The sequence below is a fragment of the Allofournierella sp. genome (assembly GCF_017889395.1).
Taxonomy (GTDB): domain Bacteria; phylum Bacillota; class Clostridia; order Oscillospirales; family Ruminococcaceae; genus Allofournierella.
On the sequence record NZ_JAGHKE010000063.1, the window covers coordinates 1 to 22,363 of the forward strand.

Annotated in this window: 24 protein-coding genes and 3 pseudogenes; 10 read left to right on the forward strand and 17 right to left on the reverse strand. The window is 60.1% G+C overall.

The features are described 5' to 3' along the window. Window positions 1-566: metallophosphoesterase family protein (locus J7G73_RS08835; RefSeq protein WP_291245998.1), on the reverse strand; the 566-nt coding region annotated here is incomplete at its 3' end. A 211-nt stretch (window positions 567-777) separates the two neighbouring features. Between J7G73_RS08835 and J7G73_RS08840 the strand changes: the two genes are divergently transcribed. Continuing rightward, entirely contained in the window at window positions 778-2,133 is a 1,356-nt protein-coding gene (locus J7G73_RS08840) for a D-alanyl-D-alanine carboxypeptidase family protein (RefSeq protein WP_291245985.1), read from the forward strand. 81 nt (window positions 2,134-2,214) lie between these two features. Here the strand turns inward: J7G73_RS08840 and J7G73_RS08845 are convergent, their stop codons facing one another. Both J7G73_RS08845 and J7G73_RS13705 read right to left on the reverse strand, forming a co-directional pair. Beyond that, window positions 2,215-2,910 (reverse strand): alpha-L-fucosidase, encoded by a 696-nt coding sequence (locus J7G73_RS08845; protein ID WP_291245986.1) that lies wholly within the window; start codon window positions 2,908-2,910, stop codon window positions 2,215-2,217. Between the two features lie 82 nt (window positions 2,911-2,992). Continuing rightward, window positions 2,993-3,217, reverse strand: a pseudogene (locus J7G73_RS13705) (hypothetical protein); the annotation flags it as partial. A 144-nt stretch (window positions 3,218-3,361) separates the two neighbouring features. Between J7G73_RS13705 and J7G73_RS08850 the strand changes: the two are divergent. The 3 genes from J7G73_RS08850 (at window position 3,362) to J7G73_RS08860 (ending at window position 6,358) form a co-directional block, all read left to right on the forward strand. After that, window positions 3,362-4,204: an AraC family transcriptional regulator gene (locus J7G73_RS08850; RefSeq protein ID WP_291245987.1), complete on the forward strand. Its 843-nt coding sequence runs from the start codon at window positions 3,362-3,364 to the stop codon at window positions 4,202-4,204. Window positions 4,205-4,437: 233 nt separating this feature from the next. Continuing rightward, window positions 4,438-5,904, forward strand: a complete 1,467-nt coding sequence (locus tag J7G73_RS08855) for a nicotinate phosphoribosyltransferase (protein WP_206423071.1) — start codon at window positions 4,438-4,440, stop codon at window positions 5,902-5,904. 61 nt (window positions 5,905-5,965) lie between these two features. Beyond that, window positions 5,966-6,358 carry a hypothetical protein gene (locus J7G73_RS08860; RefSeq protein WP_291245988.1) on the forward strand — a complete coding sequence of 131 codons (393 nt, stop codon included), beginning with the start codon at window positions 5,966-5,968 and terminating at the stop codon, window positions 6,356-6,358. Window positions 6,359-6,443: 85 nt separating this feature from the next. On the opposite strand, the gene J7G73_RS13710 is transcribed toward J7G73_RS08860, so the two are convergent. The 10 genes and pseudogenes from J7G73_RS13710 to rpmG all read right to left on the reverse strand — a co-directional run bounded on the left by J7G73_RS13710 (window position 6,444) and on the right by rpmG (window position 13,660). After that, window positions 6,444-7,292, reverse strand: a complete 849-nt coding sequence (locus J7G73_RS13710) for a DUF3459 domain-containing protein (protein WP_367113970.1) — start codon at window positions 7,290-7,292, stop codon at window positions 6,444-6,446. Between the two features lie 97 nt (window positions 7,293-7,389). Further along, window positions 7,390-7,923 (reverse strand): annotated as a pseudogene (locus J7G73_RS13715) (alpha-amylase family glycosyl hydrolase); the annotation flags it as partial. A 105-nt stretch (window positions 7,924-8,028) separates the two neighbouring features. Beyond that, a complete protein-coding gene (glmS, locus tag J7G73_RS08870) occupies window positions 8,029-9,849 on the reverse strand; it encodes a glutamine--fructose-6-phosphate transaminase (isomerizing) (protein ID WP_291245989.1) in 1,821 nt (606 codons plus the stop codon). A gap of 240 nt (window positions 9,850-10,089) precedes the next feature. Then, the gene (gene rplL / locus J7G73_RS08875) at window positions 10,090-10,464 is read right to left on the reverse strand and encodes a 50S ribosomal protein L7/L12 (protein WP_058963490.1); all 375 of its coding nucleotides are present in this window, start codon (window positions 10,462-10,464) and stop codon (window positions 10,090-10,092) included. 90 nt (window positions 10,465-10,554) lie between these two features. Continuing rightward, window positions 10,555-11,067 (reverse strand): 50S ribosomal protein L10, encoded by a 513-nt coding sequence (gene rplJ, locus J7G73_RS08880; protein WP_087295556.1) that lies wholly within the window; start codon window positions 11,065-11,067, stop codon window positions 10,555-10,557. 303 nt (window positions 11,068-11,370) lie between these two features. Further along, window positions 11,371-12,066: a 50S ribosomal protein L1 gene (gene rplA / locus J7G73_RS08885; RefSeq protein WP_087181889.1), complete on the reverse strand. Its 696-nt coding sequence runs from the start codon at window positions 12,064-12,066 to the stop codon at window positions 11,371-11,373. 61 nt (window positions 12,067-12,127) lie between these two features. Further along, entirely contained in the window at window positions 12,128-12,553 is a 426-nt protein-coding gene (gene rplK, locus J7G73_RS08890; RefSeq protein WP_058963487.1) for a 50S ribosomal protein L11, read from the reverse strand. A 130-nt stretch (window positions 12,554-12,683) separates the two neighbouring features. After that, window positions 12,684-13,205 carry a transcription termination/antitermination protein NusG gene (gene nusG, locus J7G73_RS08895; protein WP_058963486.1) on the reverse strand — a complete coding sequence of 174 codons (522 nt, stop codon included), beginning with the start codon at window positions 13,203-13,205 and terminating at the stop codon, window positions 12,684-12,686. 36 nt (window positions 13,206-13,241) lie between these two features. Continuing rightward, window positions 13,242-13,493, reverse strand: a complete 252-nt coding sequence (secE, locus tag J7G73_RS08900) for a preprotein translocase subunit SecE (RefSeq protein ID WP_087295558.1) — start codon at window positions 13,491-13,493, stop codon at window positions 13,242-13,244. 17 nt (window positions 13,494-13,510) lie between these two features. Beyond that, complete coding sequence (gene rpmG, locus J7G73_RS08905) at window positions 13,511-13,660, reverse strand: 50S ribosomal protein L33 (protein WP_058963484.1); 150 nt, start codon at window positions 13,658-13,660, stop codon at window positions 13,511-13,513. Window positions 13,661-13,981: 321 nt separating this feature from the next. Between rpmG and J7G73_RS08910 the strand changes: the two genes are divergently transcribed. The 6 genes from J7G73_RS08910 (at window position 13,982) to J7G73_RS08935 (ending at window position 19,880) form a co-directional block, all read left to right on the forward strand. Then, on the forward strand, window positions 13,982-15,061 hold the full coding sequence (locus tag J7G73_RS08910) for a D-alanine--D-alanine ligase family protein (protein WP_087295560.1): 1,080 nt from the start codon (window positions 13,982-13,984) through the stop codon (window positions 15,059-15,061). Beyond that, entirely contained in the window at window positions 15,054-15,869 is an 816-nt protein-coding gene (murI, locus tag J7G73_RS08915; RefSeq protein WP_291245990.1) for a glutamate racemase, read from the forward strand. Before J7G73_RS08910 ends, murI begins: the two co-directional genes overlap by 8 nt. A 26-nt stretch (window positions 15,870-15,895) precedes the next feature. Next, the gene (locus J7G73_RS08920; RefSeq protein ID WP_291245991.1) at window positions 15,896-16,339 is read left to right on the forward strand and encodes a DUF1934 domain-containing protein; all 444 of its coding nucleotides are present in this window, start codon (window positions 15,896-15,898) and stop codon (window positions 16,337-16,339) included. Between the two features lie 60 nt (window positions 16,340-16,399). Next, entirely contained in the window at window positions 16,400-18,190 is a 1,791-nt protein-coding gene (gene argS / locus J7G73_RS08925; protein ID WP_291245992.1) for an arginine--tRNA ligase, read from the forward strand. A gap of 136 nt (window positions 18,191-18,326) precedes the next feature. Further along, entirely contained in the window at window positions 18,327-18,734 is a 408-nt protein-coding gene (locus J7G73_RS08930) for a DUF2007 domain-containing protein (protein WP_291245993.1), read from the forward strand. Between the two features lie 192 nt (window positions 18,735-18,926). Beyond that, a complete protein-coding gene (locus J7G73_RS08935) occupies window positions 18,927-19,880 on the forward strand; it encodes an L-lactate dehydrogenase (RefSeq protein WP_291245994.1) in 954 nt (317 codons plus the stop codon). A gap of 91 nt (window positions 19,881-19,971) precedes the next feature. Here J7G73_RS08935 and J7G73_RS08940 read toward each other — a convergent pair whose 3' ends face one another. The 4 genes and pseudogenes from J7G73_RS08940 to J7G73_RS08955 all read right to left on the reverse strand — a co-directional run. Next, on the reverse strand, window positions 19,972-21,150 hold the full coding sequence (locus J7G73_RS08940) for a DEAD/DEAH box helicase (RefSeq protein WP_291245995.1): 1,179 nt from the start codon (window positions 21,148-21,150) through the stop codon (window positions 19,972-19,974). 130 nt (window positions 21,151-21,280) lie between these two features. Next, the gene (locus J7G73_RS08945; protein ID WP_291245996.1) at window positions 21,281-21,493 is read right to left on the reverse strand and encodes a hypothetical protein; all 213 of its coding nucleotides are present in this window, start codon (window positions 21,491-21,493) and stop codon (window positions 21,281-21,283) included. Between the two features lie 55 nt (window positions 21,494-21,548). Next, window positions 21,549-21,995, reverse strand: coding sequence for a MarR family transcriptional regulator (locus J7G73_RS08950; RefSeq protein ID WP_291245997.1), 447 nt, complete (start codon window positions 21,993-21,995; stop codon window positions 21,549-21,551). A 142-nt stretch (window positions 21,996-22,137) separates the two neighbouring features. Next, window positions 22,138-22,363: pseudogene (locus J7G73_RS08955) on the reverse strand (cell division protein FtsH); the annotation flags it as partial.

Here is a 22,363-nt window from a genome sequence, read left to right on the forward strand (position 1 = left end):
TACTGGGCCTTGTCCATGATCTGGCCGAAGAAGGTGTGCAGCCAGTTGGGCTGGCCCTGCATCAGCTGGGCAAATTCCAGAATCTTCAGCGGTGCGTCGTGAGTGAGAATGTAGTCCACCTGCCAGCCAGCGGCTTCCAGGTTGTCGGCGCAGGTCTTCAGCTCCTCGCTGGTGGGCAGCTCGGCCCGCCACCAGTTGATGCCCTCGTCCCGGTCCTCCTTGTCCCAGCTTTCGGCGCCGCCGAAACAGAGCAGCTTTTTGCCCTCAATTTCCAGAATACTGCCCCGCTGAATGTAGTACAGATTGCCGCCGATGTGCCGGGCCTTGCCGCCCATATAATCCACCTCGGGATATTCCTTCAGCAGGTCGAAATTTTCATGGCAGCCGTCGATGAACAGCAGCTGGTAGCGGCGCTTTTGCAGCCATTTCAGCTTTTTCTGTTCCGCCTTGTCACCGCTCCACAAAAAGCCGAAATCCCCCAGAACGATCAGGGTATCCTGCTTTTTCAGCCGCTTTATCTCTTTTTCCGAAAAGCGCTCCACCTCGCCGTGGATATCGCCGGTCACATAAATCAAGCCTTGCCGCCCACCTTTCACCAGAAAAACACTTTATAAACCCTGTAAAAAATGCTATAATACAAGGTAAATCACTGGGCAATCTGCCCGGGAATCAATCACTTTTTTCGGGCATTTTGCCCGTTTGCTCCGCCGCACTCCATCATCGGAATGATGCGGTATTGACCTAAATATTTTAACGCGTTTAAAAGGAAAAGTCCACATGAAAAAATTCATCGCGCTTTTGCTCGCCCTGGTTTTCATGGCCGCGATTTTCGCGCTGCCCGCCGGGGCGGTGGGGTTTGAGCCCCCCTTCGAGATCTCCGGCAAGGCTGCCTACATTGTGAATACCGACACCAACATCATCGTATACGAAAAGAACAGCGAGGAATCGCTGCCCGCCGCCAGTCTGACCAAGATTATGACCTGTATCCTGCTGGTGGAGCAGTATGAGGACCAGCTGGACACCGTGACCGCCGAGCTCACCGCCTCCATCCGGGACTCGCTCTACGGCAAAGGCATGGCCAGCGCGGATATTCTGATGGGTGAGCCTCACACCCTGCGCAGCCTGATGTATGCTGCACTGGTGCCCAGCGCAGCGGACGCTGCCATGATCATCGCCAATACGGTAAGCGGCGGCAGCATCGACAACTTTGTTTACATGATGAACAGCAAGGCCAAGGAGATCGGCTGCTCCGGCACTACCTTTGTGGACCCGGTGGGCATGAGTCTGGAGAATGTGACCACCGCCCGGGACATGTACCTGATCCTGCGCTACGCCATGAGCTTTGACACCCTCAAGGAGACCATGGGTACCCTGAAATGGGATATGGGCCAGGACTACATGCCCAGCCGATACTCCGCCTCCATGCCCTATATGCTCTACAGCACCAACAAGATGCACGACAAAGCCCTGGGCGCGGAATACTACCGGGACTACAACCAGGGCGGCAAAACCGGCACCCTGGAGGACTGGCAGAACTTCGCGGGCTGGCACACCAGCACCGACACCGGCGAAAGCTACATCAGCGTGGTTCTGAACAGCCCCAACTCCATTGACCCCTACGAATACCCCACCAAGCGCCCGGCCCTGTACGAAACCGGCCTGCTCATGGACTGGGTGTTTGAAAGCTTCGCCATCCAGCCCGCCATGCAGGTGGGCGAGCCGTTGGCCGAGGTGAAGGTGAAATACTCCACCGACGCGGACACCGTGATGCTCTACCCGGCAGATGACATGATGACCATCCTGCCCAAGAACACCGACGAGAGCGTGACCCAGAAGACCTATAATCTTCCGGAATATGTCACCGCCCCGGTAAAAAAAGGCGATGTGATCGGCACTGTGACCCTTTCCCTTTCCGGCCAGACCATCGGTGTGGTGGAGCTGACCGCCGACCGGGACCTGGACCGCAACACACTGCTGTTCACCCTGTCCAAGATCGGTGAATTCTTCGGCGGGCTGTACTTCAAGGTGCTGCTCTGCGTGAGCGCCGTGACCGCTGTGGCCTATGTGATTCTCTACTACCGCCATCAGGCCACCCGCAAGACCAACCGTCGGCCCCGCCGACCCTCACTTTGATCCGGCACCCTTGTAACACCAAAAGCGCCCCGTTATCCCTTGCAGGATAACGGGGCGCTTTTTTCTGCCCGGTGGCAACGATCACTCCCGCCGCACACCCAGCCGCCGGGCAATTTCCAGCAGATGCTCCACATCCGCCTGCACCAGACGACCGCGCACATCCGGGGGCAGATTGATCACCACCGGGTTTCCCGCCTGCCAGGCATCCCGGCACTGGTGCACCACCTGCTCGGTATCCAGCAGGGGCTTCTGCTCGTAGATATTGGAGTAAAACCAGCTGAAGCCCTCCCGGGAGCAGACGGTCATCTCGAAGGGCAGATAATAGGTCTCGCCGCCAAAGGTATACAGCTTCGCATCGTCCGGGCGGCAGGGATGGGGGTCCCACAGCCGGAAATCGCAGGGAAACATCCGCAGCGGGTCTCCATTGCGGCAGCGGACCGGCAGATACCGCTCGTCCGGCCCGCCGGCGGTGTCGGTATCCACACCCACTGTATGGTTGATTCCGATCTGGCATTCCGGCTGCAGCCGCTTCACCAGATCATACAGCTCCTCCAGCCTCCACTGGCTGCGGGCCTTATCCCAGCCGCCGTCCAGCCACAGCTCGGCAATGGGGCCGTACCGGCCGTCCATCAGCTCGGTGAGCTGGGCCTGCATGTAGGGAATGTATTCCCCTGCAAAATCCCGGGTATAGCGGGGTTCCGAGCGGTCCCACAACGAGTAGTACAGCCCCAGCGCCAGCCCGTATTTTTTGCAGGCGGCAGCCACCGCAGCCACCACATCGGTGGTGGCTGCCGGAGCAGCGCACGCTGTAATCGGTGGTGTGGGTATCCCACAAACAAAAGCCGTCGTGGTGCTTGGTAATGACCACCACATAGTTCATCCCCGCCTGCCAGGCCGTGCGCACCCACTGGTCCGCGTCGATGGCGGTGGGCTGATAGGACAGGTCGGCGATTCCGCCGTCCGACCATTCCACATTACCAAAGGTGTTCACTCCAAAGTGCAGAAACATACCGAAGCGTCGGTCCATCTGGCGTTTCTGGCCCGCGCTGGGTCTGCGGGCGGGGACGGGTGCAATCAAAGACATGGTATCAGCCTTCCTTTTCGTGATGCAGCCGGATGCGCCCGGCCTTTCGGGTCGATTATACTCAAAATCGCTTGCACAAAAAAGAATGCGGACATAAAATAAATGGAACACCGGTATCTTTTTCAAGGAAAGGGCGGAGGATGTATGGTGCTCTATCAGCCGGAGTTTTTCGGCGCGGAGGACTTCTTCTTTGCGGAGCCGGTGCGGGACGAAAGCTTTCCGCCCCACCTGCACCGCTGCATGGAATGGATGTATCTGGTCAGCGGAAGTGTGGAGCTGCAGCTGGAGGAGGAACGGGAGGTCCTTTTGCCCGGTCAGGGAGCGCTGCTTTTGCCCGGCACCATTCATTCCTTTCGCTGCCTGAGCGCCGGGGAATGGTTTTATCTTTGCTTTGCGCCGGAATGGGTTCCTGCCTTTTGGGAAGGCTCCCGTGCACTGCACCCTGACCGCCCGGTTTTCACCCCGGACCCGGCGCTGGCCCGGCAGCTGCTGGCGGCGGATGGCCGCGACCGGCTGCACACCAAGGGGCTGCTGTATCTGCTGTGCGCGGAATTTCGGAATCAAACCTCCTGGCAGCCCGCTCCCAAACGGCAGCTGGAGCCGGTGTGCCGCCTGATGGAGCAGGTGCAGGCAGGCTTTGACCAGCCCCTCACGCTGGAGGGCCTGGCCCGGACGATGGGCTACGAGCCCCATTATCTTTCCCGGCTGGTGCGCCAGCGGCTGGGCGTGACCTTCACGGAATACCTGAACCGCTACCGGGTGGCACAGAGCTGCCAGATGCTGCGGGAGCGGGACTGGCCCATCACCCGCATCGCCGGACAGTGCGGCTACGGCAGCCTGCGGAATTTCAACAAGGCGTTCAAAGCGATCACCGGTCTGACACCCCGGCAGTACCGGCAGCAAGCGGCAGCGGGCAAAAGCACTCCCCTCCCGTCGCAGAAAAATGGCCTGGGAGCGCCCTCTTTCCCCGGAAAAACACTTTATTAACAATCAAAACAATGTTATAATATAATTTAATCCCAAACGCGGGAACCGGTTTCATCCGCTGTTTTCCTGCCCTTCCGCGCCGTATGCCGCCCGGGGCCTTTTCCCGGTTCTTTTTGCAGGGCCGCTTGCGGACATGCTGGATTCCATAGCCCAGTTTCCCGCGCCCATCGGGTGCTGTGAACGGCAAAGCCGCGGCCTTGCCGAATACCTTTTTGAGAGAGAGTTGGAGCTTTATGTTGGATGTGAAACGCAACCTGACCACCATCATGGACTTTTACGAGCTCACCATGGCCGCCGGGTATCTGGAGGAAGGCTACGAGGACAAGATCAGCGTGTTCGACATGTTCTTCCGCAAGATCCCGGACGGCGGCGGCTTCGCCATCATGGCCGGTCTGGACACCTTTATCGACGCTGTGGAGAACCTGAAGTTCACTCCGGAGGACATCGAGTACCTGCGGGGCACCGGTGTGTTCAACGAGCGCTTTTTGAACTACCTGAGCAACTTCGAACTGCATTGCAACATCTGGGCCATTCCCGAAGGCACCCCCATCTTCCCCCGGGAGCCCATCGTGACCGTGGAGGGCCCCTCCATCGAGTGCCAGCTGCTGGAGACTCTGCTGCTGGTGACCATCAACCACCAGTGCCTGGTGGCCACCAAGGCCAACCGCATCGTGCGCAGCGCCCAGGGCCGCCCGGTCATGGAGTTCGGCGCCCGCCGCGCTCAGGGCTACGACGCCGCTGTTTACGGTGCCCGCGCTGCCTACATCGGCGGCTGCTCCTCCACCAGCTGCGTGATGGCCGCCCGCGACTTCGGCATTCCTGCCTCGGGCACCATGGCCCACAGCTGGGTGCAGATGTTCCCCAGCGAGTACGACGCCTTCAAGAAATACGCTGAGTTGTATCCCGATTCCTGTGTACTGCTTGTTGATACCTACAACGTGATGAAGAGCGGTGTGCCCAACGCCATCAGGGTCTTCGACGAGGTGCTGAAGCCCCAGGGCAAGCGCCCGGTGGCCATCCGCATCGACTCCGGCGATATTGCCTACCTGTCCAAGAAGGCCCGCAAGATGCTGGACGCTGCCGGTTACGAGGACTGCGGCATCTGCGCCTCCAACAGCCTGGACGAGTACATCGTACGGGATCTGATTCTGCAGGAGGCCAAGATCGACAGCTTCGGCATCGGCGAGAACCTGATCACTGCCAAGAGCGATCCGGTGTTCGGCGGCGTATACAAGCTGGCCGCCGTGAAGGACGGCGAGGACTACATCCCCAAGATCAAGGTGAGCGAGAGCGCTGAAAAGCTGACCATTCCCCTGCTGAAAAAGGTGTGGCGCATCTACGACCACTACACCAAAAAGGCCATGGCCGACTATGTGGCCGTGTTTGACGAAGAGGTAGAGGTGGGCGACGGCCTGACCCTGTTCGATCCCTTCCAGACCTGGAAGGAGCGCACCTACACCAACTGCTCTGCGGTCTGCCTGACCACCCCCATCTACGAGAAGGGCAAGCTGGTCTACGAGCGCCCCAATGTGACCCAGATCCGGGAGCGCTGCACCGTGCAGCTGGAGAACCTGTGGGAGGAGATGCGCCGTTTCGAGTATCCCCACCGGTATTATGTGGACCTGTCCCAGAAGCTGTGGGACTGCCAGCACAAGATGCTCACCGAGCTGAGCAAGGTTACCGGCAAATCGGCGGAATAACGCCCTGCCCGCACATAAAATAACACCACCCGGGGAAGACTATTCCCCGGGTGATGTTTTTATGCTGCGAAACACAACTTTATTTTTTGTGGGGGCCTTCGGCTACGGGCAGATCGAGCTGCTCTACCGGGGCTATACCCACTGGACCATGCTGCTTTCCGGCGGGGTGATTCTGCTGGTGCTGCGCGAGCTGGACCGGGCCCTCCCCCGCCGGGTGCCGCTGCTGGCCCGCTGTGCGACGGGCGCAGGCTGCATCACCGGCATGGAGCTTGCCATGGGCCTTGTGTGCAACCGGCTGCTGGGCATGGGCATCTGGGATTACTCCGACCGGTGGGGCAACTTATGGGGCCAGATCTGCCCCCGGTTCAGCCTGTACTGGTTTTTGCTGTGCATCCCGGTCTTTGTCTGCTTTGCCTGCGCCGACCGGCTGCATGCCGCTTTACGGCCCGCCTGAACCACTTGTCCAAATATGCAAAAGCCCTCCGCCGCGGAGTTTTCCACGGCGGAGGGCTTTTGTTGTTGAAAATCAGTTTGCCTTTTTATTGCTCCAGCTCCAGCACCACGGCCTGCCAGGGCTGGGCGGCGTACCGGTCAAACCCCGGCTGCGGACCACCCTCCCGGTTGTTGAGCAGTACCTGCCGGATGGTCCCCGGCAGCGCCAGACTGCGGGGCAGCTCGCTCAGGTTGCAGACCACCAGCAGCGTTTTGCCGCCGCCGGTGCGGCGGTAGGCCATCAGGCCTTCTTCCTCCTCCAGCACCGGCTCACAGTCGCCCCACACCAGAGCTTCCTCCCATGCGGGGTCCTTGCGCAGGGCCAGCAGCTTTTTGTACCAGTTCAGCACCGAATCCGGCCGGGCCTGCTGCTCCTCGGCGTTGATGCGGGTGTAGTTGGGATTTACGCTGATCCAGGGCGTTCCGGTGGTGAAGCCGGCGTTTTTTCCGTCCGTCCACTGCACCGGGGTGCGGGCATTGTCCCGGCTGTACTGGGCACAGGCGGCCAGCGCCTGGGCCTCGGTCAGCCCCAGTGCCAGGCAGGCCGCATACTCGCCGTGGGTACTCACATCATCCACATCCTCAATGCGTTCAAAGCTGGTGTTGGTCATGCCCAGCTCCTGCCCCTGATACAGGAACGGAATGCCCCGCAGCAGCACGCTGGCGGTGGCCAGGCAGGTTTTGGCCTGCTCGCTGTCCTGCGCATCCTTCGGCAGATACTGGCTCACGCCCCGGGGCTCGTCGTGATTTTCGATGATGTTTGCCAGAAAGCCCACACCCGCCGCCTGCCGCTGGGAGCCAAAGCAGGCATCCCGGTACTGGGTGGTGGTGGGCTGCTTTGCCCAGCCCCAGCCTTTGGCATCCTTCCCCAGGCAGGTAGGCGCGAAGTCGAACATGGTGGAAAAGTGCCCATCCGGACCGATAAATTCCGCCACGGAAGCCCGCCACGCCCTTGTCCAGCCACCAGTTGATCATCTTGTAGATCTCCCGGCGCAGCGCCGGATTCTCCCAGTTCAGGTCCGGCTGCTTTTCGTGGAAAAGATGCAGATAGTAAAGATCGCTCTGGCCGGGCACCAGACTCCAGACGCTGCCGCCGAAGTATCCCCGCCAGTTGCAGGGCGGCTTGCCGTCCTTGCCCTTGCGGAAGTAGAAATACTGTCCATAGGGGCCTTCCGGGTCCGCCACTGCTTTTTTGAACCAGATATGCTCATCCGAGCAGTGGTTTACCACCAGATCCATCACCAGACGGATGCCCCGCCGTTTGGCCTCTGCCAGCAGACGGTCCATGTCCTCCATGGTGCCGAAGCGGGGATCGATGGCCTGATAATCCGAGATATCGTAGCCCTGGTCCGCCAGCGGACTCTGGTACACCGGCGAAAGCCAGAGGATGTCCACGCCCAGGTCCTTCAGATAATCCAGCTTGGCGGTGATGCCGGGCAGATCGCCCACACCGTCGCCGTTGGAATCGTAAAAGCTTTTCGGCCAGATCTGATAGGCCGCTTTGTTATGCCACCATTGCCGTTCCACAGGTCTGCACGCTCCTTTTCTGGAATCGTTTTCAGGCCCATTATAAACACCGGCGGCGGCCTTTGCAAGTCTTTTGCTCGTTTCCGGTAAATTTCCGGGAACGACTTATTCCACGGTCACGCTCTTGGCCAGGTTGCGGGGCTTATCCACGTCGCAGCCCCGCAGCACGCTCATGTAGTAGGCGAACAGCTGCAGCGGCACGATCATCAAAAGCGGCATGAAGACGCTTTCCAACCGGGGCAGGCGCACCACGTAGTCCGCCGCACCCTCGGGCACCACTGTCTCCTCCTTGCACAGCAGGATCACCCGGGCGCCCCGGGTCTTGACCTCTTTCACGTTGCTCAGGGTCTTTTCAAATACGTCGTCCTGGGTGGCCAGAGCGATCACCGGAGTCCCGTCGGTGATCAGCGAGATGGTACCGTGCTTGAGCTCGCCCGCGGCGTAAGCCTCGCTGTGCACATAGCTGATCTCCTTCAGCTTCAGGCTGCCCTCCAGCGACAGAGAGTAATCGAAGCCCCGGCCCATGAAGAACAGGTCGGTGCTGTTCATGAACTGGCTGGCCAGATACTGGATCTGATCGCAGTTTTCCAGCAGGGGCTGCTGCAGGGCGGGAGCCTTTTGCAGCTGCTCGGTCAGATAGCCCACCTCATGCTGGTCCAGGGTGCCCCGGGCCAGTGCCAGCCGCAGCGCCAGCAGATACATCACCGCCAGCTGTACGCTGTAGGCCTTGGTGCTGGCCACCGCAATCTCCGGACCGGCATGGGTGTAGAGGGTCCAGTCCGCCGCACGGGCGATGGAGGAGCCCACCACATTCACCACGGCCAGGGTCTTTGCGCCCTTTTCCTTGGCCAGCTTCAGTGCGGCCAGAGTGTCCAGCGTCTCGCCGCTCTGGCTGATGATGACCACCAGATCCCCCGGATGCAGAATGGGGTCACTGTAGCGGAATTCGCTGGCGATCTGGGTGAAGGCAGGCAGCCGGGCCATCTTTTCAATGGCGGTACGGCCCACCATGCCCGCGTGCATAGCGGTGCCGCAGCCCACGATATGGATGCCGGTCAGCCCCTTCAGATATTTATCGGTCAGACCGCACTCGCTCAGATCGGGCAGGCCGTCCTTGATGCGGGGGCCGATGGTGGCCTGCAGAGCCGCCTGCTGCTCGTGGATCTCCTTGAGCATAAAGTGGGGGTAACCGCCCTTTTCCGCAGCCTCCATCTCCCACTGGGCCTCCATGCGGGGCCGCTCCACCGGCTGACCCAGCCGGTCAAACAGGCGGATGCTGTCCGGCTTCAGCTCCACCATATCGCCCTCCTCCAGGGCAATATAGGTGCGGGTATGGCGCAGCAGCGCGGGGATGTCGCTGGCCAGAAAGTTCTCGCCCTCGCCGCAGCCCACGATAAGCGGACTGTCCTTCCGCGCGCCGTAGATCACGCCCGGACGGTCCCGGAACAGGATGGCAAGGCCGTAGCTGCCCCGCACCTGAGCCAGCGTACGGCGCATGGCATCCAGCGGGTCGCCCTGATAGTTATGGTCCATCAGCTTGACCAGCACCTCACTGTCGGTCTCACTGCAGAATTTATAGCCTTTGCGGACCAGATATTCCCGCAGCTCGGCATAGTTCTCGATGATGCCGTTGTGGACCAGACTCACCCGAGCCGCGGAGTGGGGATGACTGTTCACATCGCTGGGTGCGCCGTGCGTGGCCCAGCGGGTGTGACCAATGCCGCAGCCGCTGTCCGGCAGATGCAGCCCGGCCAGTTTTTCCTCCAGGGCGCTCAGCCGTCCCTGGGCCTTGGCCACCCGGATGCCATCCGGATAGCTCAGCGCCACGCCCGCCGAATCGTAACCCCGGTATTCCAGTTTATGAAGACCTTCCAGCAGCACATCCAGGCTGCCGGCTTTTCCCGAATATCCAACGATGCCGCACATGGCCATCGCCTCCTATGCTGAAAATATAAATTTTGTGCACGTTTTTACAAAACATGTGTTTCAGTATATCATATGCCGGCCGTATTTTCAATTTCATCCGCAACATTTATATTTTCATACATATTTTTTTGACGCAGCCGCCCGGTACTTGGGCAATATCCCCGCGAAAAGAGCAAAACAAAAGCCGCCGCCCAAACGGGCGGCGGCCTTGCAGATGCTCAATCAGGCAAAAAGCAGAACTTACTTCAGCTCGATCTTGGCGCCGGCTTCTTCCAGCTTCTTCTTCATTTCCTCGGCGTCAGCCTTGGAAGCAGCTTCCTTCAGGGTCTTGGGAGCGTTGTCAACCAGCTCCTTGGCCTCCTTCAGGCCCAGACCGGTAGCTTCCTTAACAGCCTTGATAACGGCCATCTTGTTGGCGCCAACCTCAGCCAGCACAACGTCGAACTCGGTCTTCTCCTCAGCAGCGGGAGCAGCAGCGCCAGCAGCAGCGGGAGCGGCAGCAGCCACGGCGGAAACGCCGAACTCCTCGCAGTAGGTGTCGATCAGTTCCTTCAGCTCCAGAACGGTCAGCTCTTTAACAGCGTCAATGATTTTGGTGATTTTCTCAGAAGCCATTGTCATATACCTCCAATGTACTTAATTTTAAAATGATGTTCGTTCAGCGGCAGCGCTTATGCGCACCGCCCGGACGGGGATTTGCGTAACTTACGCAGCGGGCTCTTCCTCGCACTTGTCGGCGTAGGCCTGCATAGCAACGGCCAGACCGCTGAGGGTGCTGGTGAGAGCGCCAGCAAACATGGACAGCATGCCTTCGCGGTTGGGCAGCTTAGCAATGGCCTCAACCTCTTCCTTGGGCATAACAGAGCCTTCCATGTAGCCGATCTTCACGCTGTAAGCGCCCTTGGACGCCTCGGCGTACTTGCACAGGATGCGGGCAGCAGCCATGGGATCCTCGTGGGAGATGGCAATAGCGGTGGTGCCTTCCAGCACTTCGCTCATAGCCTCCAGCTCGGTATCCTTCAGGGCCAGACGCAGCATGGTGTTCTTCACAACCGCATACTCAACGCCAGCCTCACGCAGCTCCTTACGCAGCTTGGTATCGTCGGCCACGCTGATGCCTTTGTAGTCAACGACCACACCGGCAACAGAGGCAGCGATCTTCTCCTTCAGAGCGGCAACATAAGCCTGCTTCTCGCTCAGAATCTTTGCACTGGGCATTTCGTTTCACCTCGTTTCAAACCTTCGTAACTTCTACTTCGCACAAAAAGCCCCTTTCCCAGCTTGGCCGAGAAAGGGGCATAAACATACACAAGGCAAATTTACGCGGCTTCTCGGCAGGCGGGCGGGATGGCCTCTTATGCTCCTTATATCACATGAGCACCTGCTGTCTTAAAAACAGCATGAATAGTATACCGCAAAGCGCGCGGGTTTGTCAAGTGCTTTTTGCGATTTTTCGCAAAAAAGCCGCCCCGCGTTTTGCGCGGGGCAGCGAACTGCTCACTCGCAGCCGTCAGGCTGTGATTAGCCGCCGAACTTGGCGCCGTTCATCTTGATGCCAGGGCCCATGGTGGTAGCCACGGTGGCGCTCTTGATGTACTGGCCCTTCGCAGCAGCGGGCTTAGCCTTCACGATGGCGTCCATCACGGTGCGCAGGTTCTCGCCCAGCTTCTCAGCGCCGAAGCTGGCCTTGCCCACGGGCACGTGGATGATGTTCTGCTTGTCCAGACGGTACTCGATCTTACCGGCCTTGGCTTCGGTAACAGCGCGGCCGATGTCGGGAGTAACGGTGCCAGCCTTGGGGTTGGGCATCAGGCCACGGGGACCCAGAACCTTACCCAGACGGCCAACCTGGCCCATCATGTCGGGGGTGGTAACCAGAACGTCGAAGTCAACAAAGCCTTCGTTCTGGATCTTGGCGATCAGGTCGGCGTCGCCAACCATCATAGCGCCAGCTTCCTCGGCAGCCTTGGCAGCGTCGCCTTTGCAGATGGCGATAACGCGCACGTCGCGGCCAGTACCGTGAGGCAGCACAACAGCGCCGCGGACCTGCTGGTCAGCGTGGCGGCTGTCAACGCCCAGGCGGACGTGCAGCTCAACGGTCTCGTCAAACTTGGCCTTGGCGGTCTGGCAGCACAGAGCCAGAGCCTCGTCGGCCTCATACAGCTTAGAGCGGTCGATCAGCTTGGCGCTGTCGACATAGTGTTTACCATGTTTCATTACTTTTTCCTCCTGTGTGGTCTATCGGATTTAAGTTCCTCCCACGAATCCAGCGGGGTGATTACTCGGTTACGGTAACACCCATGCTGCGGCAGGTGCCGGCGATCATGCTGACAGCGCTTTCCAGGTTGGCAGCATTCAGGTCGGGCATCTTGGTCTTGGCGATCTCTTCCAGCTGAGCCTTGGTGATGGTGGCCACCTTGGTCTTGTTGGGAACGCCGGAACCGCTCTCGATGCCGCAGGCCTTCTTGATCAGCACGGGGGCCGGAGGAGTTTTGGTGATGAAGCTGAAGGAACGGTCAGCATACACGGTGATTACAACGGGGATGATGTAGCCCATGTCCTTCTGGGTACGCTCGTTGAATTCCTTGGTGAACGCCATGATGTTCACGCCGTGCTGGCCCAGAGCGGGACCAACAGGGGGAGCCGGAGTCGCTTTGCCGGCGGGGATCTGCAGCTTAATATAGCCAGTTACTTTTTGCGCCATTTTAAATGCACCTCCAAAATTTGTGGTAAGCTAGCGGGCCAGGCTTATCCGGCCCTCCCACGGGCACCGGCAACCGCCAGCGCCCTATAAAAACCGCATCTAGCGGCTCTTACCATAAGGGTTTTTACTGTCACAGGGGTTTGACCTGATCCAGCTCCAGTTCTGCGGGCGTTTCGCGCCCGAACATCGAGACCTTCACGCGCACCTTGCGATGCTCCATGTCGATCTCTTCCACGAGACCCACGAAGCCCTCCAGAGGACCAGCGTTGATCTCCACATTGTCGCCCACTTCGTAGTCCACAGTGGGCTCGGCCACGGTCTCCACGCCCAGCTTGTCCACCTCTGCCTGAGACAGGGGCACCGGCTTGGACGAGGGGCCCACAAAACCGGTCACACCGCGGCAGTTGCGAACGATGTACCAGCTTTCGTCGGTCATGACCATCTTCACCAGCACATAGCCGGGGAAGATTTTGCGCTCAACCATGCGCTCCTTGCCGTCCTTGATTTCGGGTTCCATCATAACGGGAACCTTCACTTCATGGATCAGATCCTGCAGGCGGCGGTTGGCCACGATGGTCTCAAGGTTCTGTGCCACTTTGTTTTCATAACCGGAATAGGTATGCACAACATACCACATTGCCTGTTCTGCCATACGTTTACTCCCTTCCGCTTTTCAGGATGCGGCCGCTTACAGGTTTGCAGCGGCCTGCAGCACCAAATGCATGACCTCGCCGAACAGCAGGTCAAGCAGCAGGATGACGATGGCAGAAACAATCATAACCACCAGCACCACGATGCTGTTGTTGATGATCTGGCTCTTGGAGGGCCAAACCACCTTTTTCAGTTCGCTCTTGGTGTCGCGGAAGAACTTCCCGATCCCTTTGAACCAATTTTTGACTTTAGCAAAAAAACCGGGCTTCTTGGCAGTATTTTCAGCCATGGATATTCCCGCCTTTCTTACTTGGTCTCACGATGGACAGTATGCTTCTTGCAGAAACGGCAATACTTCTTCATCTCCAGCCGGTCGGGGCTGTTCTTCTTGTTCTTCATGGTGTTGTAGTTGCGCTGTTTGCACTCAGTGCAGGCCAGGGTGATTTTCACTCTCATTTGTCTTCGGCACCTCCATTTAACGGTTTGTTTAGCCTCCCTCGTGCTTGCAGGCCGTACCCTGAAAAAAGGCACAAAAAAATAAGCCTGCAAAATGAGGTGTAATCATCATAGCACATCCCGCCGGGGCCGTCAATACCAATCCCACAGATTTTTTTGCGGCCTGCCGCCAAGGCTTTTACCTTTTGCCCATAGCCCGCCCGGCATTTTTATGGTATTATTAGAATACTTATGTGCAACCGCCCTTGACCGGTCTCTTTGGCCGGGTCAATGTTGGATCGATTTGTGTCTATTTCCTTGGAGAGAAAGGTCTTTGCAGCTATGAACAAACTGAATGTTGCGCTGCTGTTCGGCGGCGTTTCCAGCGAACACGAGGTGAGCCGCGTTTCGGCCAGCACCATCGCCCGGGCGCTCAAGCCCTCCTCGTACCATCTTTACACCGTGGGCATCACCAAGGATGGCCGCTGGCTGTATTATTCCGGCCCCATTGAAAAAATGGCGGACGGCAGCTGGGAGCAGGACCCCTCCTGCGTGCCCTGCATGATCAGCCCCGACCGCTCGGATCACGGCCTGGTGCTCTGCCGTCACGACGGCACCTGGGCGGTGCTGCCCATGGATGTGGTCATCCCCGCTCTGCACGGCAAGAACGGCGAGGACGGCACCATTCAGGGCCTGCTGGAGCTGGCGGGCATCCCCTATGTGGGCTGCGGCGTGCTGGCAAGCGCCGTCTGCATGGACAAAGCGGTGGCCAACACCCTGATGGATGCGGCGGGCATCGACCGCTGCGCCTGGGACTGGGCCAGCCGCTACGATTGCGCGGACTTTGACGCCCTGGAGGCCCGCCTGGCCGAAAAGCTCCACTACCCCATCTTCGTGAAGCCCGCCAACGCCGGCAGCAGCGTGGGCATCAGCAAGGCTGCAAATAAGGCCGAGCTGGAAAAGGCCATTCAGGTGGCTCTGGCTGAGGATAACAAGGTGGTCTTCGAGCGCTTTGTACAGGGCCAGGAGGTGGAGTGCGCGGTGATCGGCAACGAGGTCTGCGTTTCCACCCGCCCCGGCGAGATCCTGGCCAGCGAGGCCTTCTACACCTACGAGGACAAATACGTGCTGGGCACCAGCCGAACCGTGATCCCCGCTCACCTGAGCGAAGAGGTGCTGGACAAGGTGAAGGCCCAGGCGGAAAAGGCCTACCGGGCTCTGGGCTGCGAGGGCCTGGCCCGGGTGGACTTCTTCGTGGAGAACGGCGACACCATTCTGCTCAACGAGATCAACACCCTGCCCGGCTTCACCTCCATCAGCATGTATCCCAAACTGATGGAAGACGCGGGCAAACCCATCGACCAGCTGCTGGACGAACTGGTCGCCCTTGCGCTGCAGCGCGCGGGGGTCCGCCATGGATAAGCGGCCCATCGGCGTGTTCGATTCCGGCATGGGCGGTCTCACGGCGGTGCGCCAGCTGCAGGCCATTCTGCCCGGCGAGGACATCGTCTACTTCGGCGACACCGGCCGGGTGCCCTACGGCAGCCGAAGCCCGGAGACCATTCGCCAGTACGCCGAACAGGACATCCGCTTTCTGCTCAGCCAGGATGTAAAATTTCTGCTGGCCGCCTGCGGCACAGTGAGCAGCACGCTGCCCAAATCCTACACCGAGGCCCTGCCGGTGCCCTATGTGGGCGTGGTAGGCGCGGCGGTTTCCGCCGCGGCGGCAGCCACCAGAAACGGCCGCATCGGCGTGATCGCCACCCCGGCCACCATCCGCAGCCGCAGCTACGAGACCCGCATCCAAAGAATCCTGCCCGAGGCCCAGGTCTTCACCAGAAGCTGCCCCATGTTCGTGCCGCTGGTGGAAAACGGCTATGTGGGCCCCAATGACCCCATCACCACCGCCATCGCCCACGAGTATCTGGACGAGGTCCGCGCCAAAGGGGTGGATACCCTGATTCTGGGCTGCACCCACTATCCCCTGATCGCCCACATCATCGCCCAGGTGATGGGCCCGGATGTGACCCTGATCGACTCCGGCCGGGAGGCTGCCCTCAAGGCCCGGGATATGCTCGCCCGGCTGGACCTTCTGAGCGACGGCACCAAAAAAGGCGAAACCCGCTATTTTATGAGCGATTCCCCGGAGAGCTTCTCCGCGGCGGTCCGGCTGTTCATCGGCCCTCAGGGCGAGGGCACGGCCAGCCAGATCGCCATTGAGCAATACTGAACCCAAAAGGAGGTCCCCGCCCGTTTATGAACGAGGATTTTCTCATCCGCATCGACGGCCGGATGGAGCAGGCCGGCGAAACCGATTCGGTGGAGCTGATGACCCGCGGCAGCTTTGTGCGCCGGGGCGGCAGCTTCTTCATCACCTACAAAGAGAGCGAAGCCACCGGCTATGCCGGCTGCACCACCACCGTGAAGGTGGCCGAGAATGCGCAGAAGGTGTCCATGCTGCGCTTCGGCCCCGCCGCCAGCCAGCTGATCATCGAAAAGGGCACCCGCCATCTGTGCCACTACGAGACCGGCTACGGCTCCATGACCCTGGGCGTGGCCGCCGACGAGATCGAAAGCCAGCTGTCCGACGAGGGCGGCCAGGTGAAGTTCAGCTACACGCTGGACGCCGACCAGGACACCGTGCTCAGCCGCAATCTGGTGACCATCACCGTGAAGCGGGTCGAGCGCACACCCCTTTGATTTGCTGTTCCCGGCGCGGCGCGCGCCTTCAAGTTTAAAAGGAAAGGAATACCGATCGATATGACCAATACGGAAAACGAATCCATGATCGCCGAGATGAAGGAAACCTACAAGAACTACAACCCCCGCAAGGATGCGCTGGACGAGGCCCGCGCCCTGCTGACTCAGGCCGCTCAGGCTGCCATGGCCGCCGGTGAGCTGCCCCAGACCGATCTGCCCGACTTCATCGTGGAGATCCCCGGCGACGTGAAGAACGGCGATGTGGCCAGCAACCTGGCCATGGCCGGCGCCCGCGTCTTCAAGAAGGCTCCCCGCCAGATCGCCGATGCCATTCTGGCCCATCTGCCCAGCCTGGAGAACAGCATCTTCTCCAAGGTGGAGGTGGCCGGCCCCGGCTTCATCAACCTGTTCCTGGCTCCGGGCTGGTTTGCCAGCGTGGTCTACGGCGCAACCCTGAACGAGCAGTACGGCCGCACCGATTTCGGCGAGGGCAAGAAGATCAACGTGGAGTTCGTTTCCGCCAACCCCACCGGCCCCATGCACCTGGGCAACGCCCGCGGCGGCGCGCTGGGTGACTGCCTGGCCGCTGTGATGGACTGGGCCGGTTACGATGTGACCCGTGAGTTCTACGTGAACGACGCGGGCAACCAGATCCAGAAGTTCGGCAAGAGCCTGTCCGCCCGTTACCTGCAGCACTTCAAGGGCGAGGAGGCCGTACCCTTCCCCGAGGACGGCTACCAGGGCGAGGACATCAAGGTTCTGGCCACCGATTTTGCCGCCATCGAGGGCGACAAGTACGTGGACGCCGACGAGGAGACCCGCAAGCAGGCTCTGATCAACTACGGCCTGCCCAAGAACGTGGCCGGTCTGGAGCGTGACCTGGCCAAGTACCGCATCACCTACGATGTGTGGTTCCGCGAGAGCACCCTGCACGACTCCGGCGCGGTGCAGGCGGTGATCGACAAGCTGCTGGCCACCGGTGCCTGCTACAAGGCCGAGGACGGCGCTATCATGTACAAGAGCGCCCAGTACAGCGAGAAGTACGGCGCGGCCAACAAGCGCAAGGATGAGGACGAGGCCAAGGACGAGGTTCTGGTGCGTGCCAACGGCATTCCCACCTACTTCGCGGCGGACATCGCCTACCACTACAACAAGCTGGCCGTGCGCGGCTTCGACAAGGCCATCGACATCTGGGGCGCCGACCACCACGGCCACGTGGCCCGCATGAAGGGCGCCATGGACGCCGTGGGCCTGAACGGCGAAGATCTGGACGTGATCCTGATGCAGCTGGTCAAGCTGGTAAAGGACGGCCAGCAGGTGCGCATGAGCAAGCGGACCGGTAAGGCCATCACCCTGACCGACCTGCTGGACGAGGTGCCCATCGATTCCGCCCGCTTCTTCTTCAACCTGCGCGAGGCAGGCAGCCAGATGGACTTCGACCTGGATCTGGCCGTGAAGGAGGACAGCGAGAACCCGGTATACTACGTGCAGTACGCCCACGCCCGCATCTGCTCCATCGTGAAGAAGTTGGCCAGCGAGGGCATCTCCTACGAGGGTCATACCGCCTGGGCCGGTTACCAGTTCAGCGAGCCCGCCGAGCTGGAGCTGATCCGTGCCGTGAGCGCCTTCCCCGCTGAGATCGTGACCAGCGCCAAGAACTACGAGCCCGCTCGCATCACCCGCTACGTGATCGACCTGGCCGGCTCCTTCCACAAGTTCTACAACGCCTGCCGCATCAAGGACGCGGAGCCCGCCGCCCGTCAGGCCCGTCTAGCTCTGTGCCTGGCCGTGAAGCAGGTCATCGCCAACGTGCTGACCATGTTCAAGGTCACCGTACCCGAGAGCATGTAAGCAGTCTACAGTCTGCAAGCAACATGCAAAAGGCCCGTTTCTATGAAGGAAACGGGCCTTTCTTTCCCCACAGGGCGCAAAGCGCATGGTATAATAAAGGAAAAGCGGTTTTCCGCCCCTGAAAGGAAGTATCTGTATGCTTTGGTGTTCTCATTGTCAGTGCAGCGCGGCGGACAACGCCCTGACCTGCCCGCAGTGCGGCGGGCCGCTGGAGCCGATGCCCCGCGCCAAATGGAATTTTTCTCTCAAGGACCGGCCCGGTCACCGTATGCCCCAGGACCCGGTCCATCTGACCAACCTGCCGGATTATGCACTGGCCGGAATGCTGGCCGAACTTCTGGAGGACAACGGCATCCCCAGCTTCCTGCAGGAATCCGGTACGCTGGGGCGGGCCTCCAGCACCTATCTGGGCACCTCCCTGCTGGGGTACGATCTGTATGTGGAGCGCAGCCAGCTGCAGGAGGCAACGGAATGGATGAATGCCTTCCTGAATGCACCCGGCGACAATGTCGAAGCGGAGGATTCCGAATTCGCCGTTGATTAAGGCTCTGCTGCCTCGGCCGCTGCTTTGGCCAGTCTGCCAAAAATCTTTTTCCTGTTTTATGCAGATTGACAAAGCCCCCCTTCTGTTTCATAATAAAAGCCAGAGCGTCGCCCGGAAGCTTCCGATGCGTGCTCTGGCTTTTTCTGTGCCGCCATGGCACAGCCCAATGAGATTGTTAGGAGGAATCCCCTTATGCGTATGAAAGAAGGCAAGCTGGTACTGATCGGCGCCGGTATGGTGGGCAGCGCCACTCTGAATGCCATTCTGGCCCAGAGCGTGGTCAACGAGATCGTGGTGATCGACGCCAACGAGGACAAGGCCCTGGGCGAGGTGCTGGACGCTCTGCACACCACCTCTTTTGCCTATTCCACCAACACCACCATCCGAGTGGGCAGCTACGCCGACTGCGCGGATGCCTCCATCATCATAATGACCGCCGGGCCCAGCATCCAGGCCGGTGACAACGACCGCCGTGTGCTGGCGGAGAAGAACATCGCCGTGATGGACGCGGTGATGGCCCAGATCACCCGCTACACCCGCAGCGCCATCCTGATCGTGGTCACCAACCCGGTGGACCTGGTTACCTACTTCGCCCAGACCAAATACAACTACCCCGCCGACAAGATCTTCGGCACCGGCACCCTGCTGGACACTGCCCGCATGCGTCAGCTCATCGCCGCCCAGTGCGATGTGGACTCCAAAAATGTGCACGGCTACCTGCTGGGCGAGCATGGCGAGAGCGCCTTCATCCCCTGGAGCATGGTGAATGTGGCCGGCATCCCGGTGGACGAGCTGCCCCGTGCCTTCGGCCTGAGCGCCGCGCTGGACAAGGAGAAGATCCTGGCGGACACCAAGGCCGCCGGTCTGCGGGTGCTGAAGCTGAAGGGCTTCACCTCCAGCGGCATTGCCCAGAGCGTGGCCCGTCTGGTGCGCGCCATCGTGCTGAACGAGCGCTGCGTGCTGCCGGTGAGCTGCGTGCTGCAGGGCGAGTACGACCTGGAGCAGGTTGCCATGAGCGTGCCCTGTGTGATCGGCGCCAACGGCCGTGAGCGGGTGCTGGAGATATCCCTGCTGCCGGAAGAGCAGGATCAGCTGGCCGCCTGCTGCGAGAGCCTGCAGAAGATGCTGCTGCAGCTGGGCCTGTAACCTCTATCACGCAAACAAAAAGCGCATCCCGTTTGGGATGCGCTTTCTTTTTTATCCGGGCAGGTTTTCCACAAACTCGCCCGAAGATTGTTTAAAAGTAGCTGCGAATCTGGAACTTATCCACCTTTTCCACCTTTTCCTCGATGAGGGCGGTGTGGTCCTCATTCCAGTGTACCGGAATGGCCTCGTTGCGGGTCAGCCGCAGCAGCTCATCCACCCGCTTGGTCTCCTCGGCGGTGTACATCAGGTAGGACACACCCTCCCGCTTGGCACGGCCGGTGCGGCCGATACGGTGGGTGTAGTGCTCGTTGGCGCCGGGCACATCGTAGTTGACCACCGCGTCCACGTCGTCCACATCGATGCCGCGGGCGGCCACGTCGGTGGCCACCAGCACCGCAATGTTGCCCTCCCGGAAGCTGGCCATGATCTTGTTCCGGTCACTCTGGGAAAGGTCGCCATGCAGGCAGTCCACCACAAAGTTCAGCCGGGCCAGCTGGTTGGTCAGGATGGCGGTGGTGAACTTGGTGTTGCAGAACACCATCACCCGCTTGTACTCGCCGGAGATGATGATCTGGGCCAGGTCCGCCAGCTTGTTGCGGCCGGTGGTGAGCAGCTTGTACTGGTGGATCTTGGGCTGGCTTTCCAGCACCGGCTGCACGCTGATCTCCTCGGCATCCCGCTGGTAGAGCCAGCCGATGTCCATCACCTCGCGGCTGATGGTGGCGCTGAACATGCACAGGCTTTTGCGGGCCTTCATGGAATCGATGATCCGGCGCACATCCTTGTAGAAGCCCATGTTCAGCATCTCGTCCGCCTCATCCAGCACGATGCTGGTCACGCCGCTCACATCGATGTTCTTGTGGTGCATGTGGTCCATCAGTCGGCCCGGGGTGGCCACCACGATCTGGCAGCCCTTCTTCAGCTTCTCGGCCTGACGCTGGATGTTGGCGCCGCCGTACACACAGACAATGCGCACCTTGGGCAGGAAATGGGCCAGCTCGGTGAGCTCCTCGGCGATCTGCTGGGCCAGCTCACGGGTGGGGGCCAGGATCACCGCCTGGGGCTTGTTGCTTTCGGGGTTGATCCGCTCAATGATGGGAATGCCGAAGGCGCAGGTCTTGCCGGTACCGGTGGGGGCCTTGGCAATTACATCCTTGCCGGCCATCATCACCGGAATGGCCTTCTCCTGTACCTCAGTCATCTCGGTGAAGCCCATACGCTCCACGGCCTGCAAAATTTCGGGGCTGCATTTCAGCTCACTGTATAACATAGTTTATTTACTCCGTTTCGTATATTCCCGCCCAGTCCCGTACGCAGGCGCGCACCACCGGCCGCGGGGGTTTTCTTTTTTGTGCATACATAATTATTATAGCATGCCCGGGACCGAAACGGAATAGCTCTCAGCCCTCCTGCGCGGCAGAATCAGCGCGCTGCTTCCCCAGCGCCCGCCCCAACAAAAACAGCGCGATGACAATGGACAGATAGTCGGCAGTGGTCTGGGTGAAGTTGATGCCGGGCAAACCGAACAGCCGCCCCAGCACAAACAGCAGCGGGATAAAGAACATACCCTGCCGGAACAGCGACAGCAGGGTGGCCGGGACCGGCCGGTCCATCGCCTGCAGGCTGTTGATGGTCAGAAACAGCAGGCCCAGAATGGGGTCGGCCCGCTTACAGGTTGGCCTGCATGCGGGCCAGAAAACAGCGCAGCAGGTCCAGCTCCTCCAGGGAGAACCCGCTCACCAGCTGTTGCTCCAGCTCCTCGCGAATGGTGGAATACCGCTGCTGCAGCTTCCGCCCCGCCGGCTCCAGCCGCAGCTCCTTGCGGCGGCCGTCCCGGTCCTCGCTCACCCGCCGGATTAGCCCTTTTTCCTCCATCAGGGTCAGCATTTTGGAGGCCGTGGCCCGGTTGATGGCAAATTCTTCTTCAACATCCCGCTGGAATACCGGCTCGCCCAGCTGCTCCTGATGGAACAGAAAATCGGTGACCCACATATTCTGCAGGGTACACTCCTGCATCTTGCGCCGGTCGTAAAGCGAATGGATGCGCCGCAGGATCTGGTTATCCAACTTTTTGATCTGAAGGCTCACATCCTGATTCTGGGGATTTTGCTGCACGGTTCTTCCCTCCTATTTTGTTTGCTTGCAAATAAATTGCAGAGAGCTTCCCCCGACTTGTCAACCCCTTTCCTATGCTTCACACAAAAAAGGCACGGCGCTTTTGTACAAAGCACCGTGCCGGGGATATTTATTTTTGTTTTCAGCCGGGCAGCTGCTGGGTCGGAGCCGTGGGCTCAGGCTGCCGGTTCAGAATCTCCATGAATTCCTCGCCGGTGATGGTCTCCCGCTCCATCAGGAAGGCGGCCAGCTCGTGCAGCTTGTCCACGTTGTCCTTCAGGATCTCCATGGCCTTGGCATGGGCGGATTTGATCAGCTCCAGGACCTCCTGGTCGATCTTCTCCGCGGTGCCCTCACTGCAGGCCAGC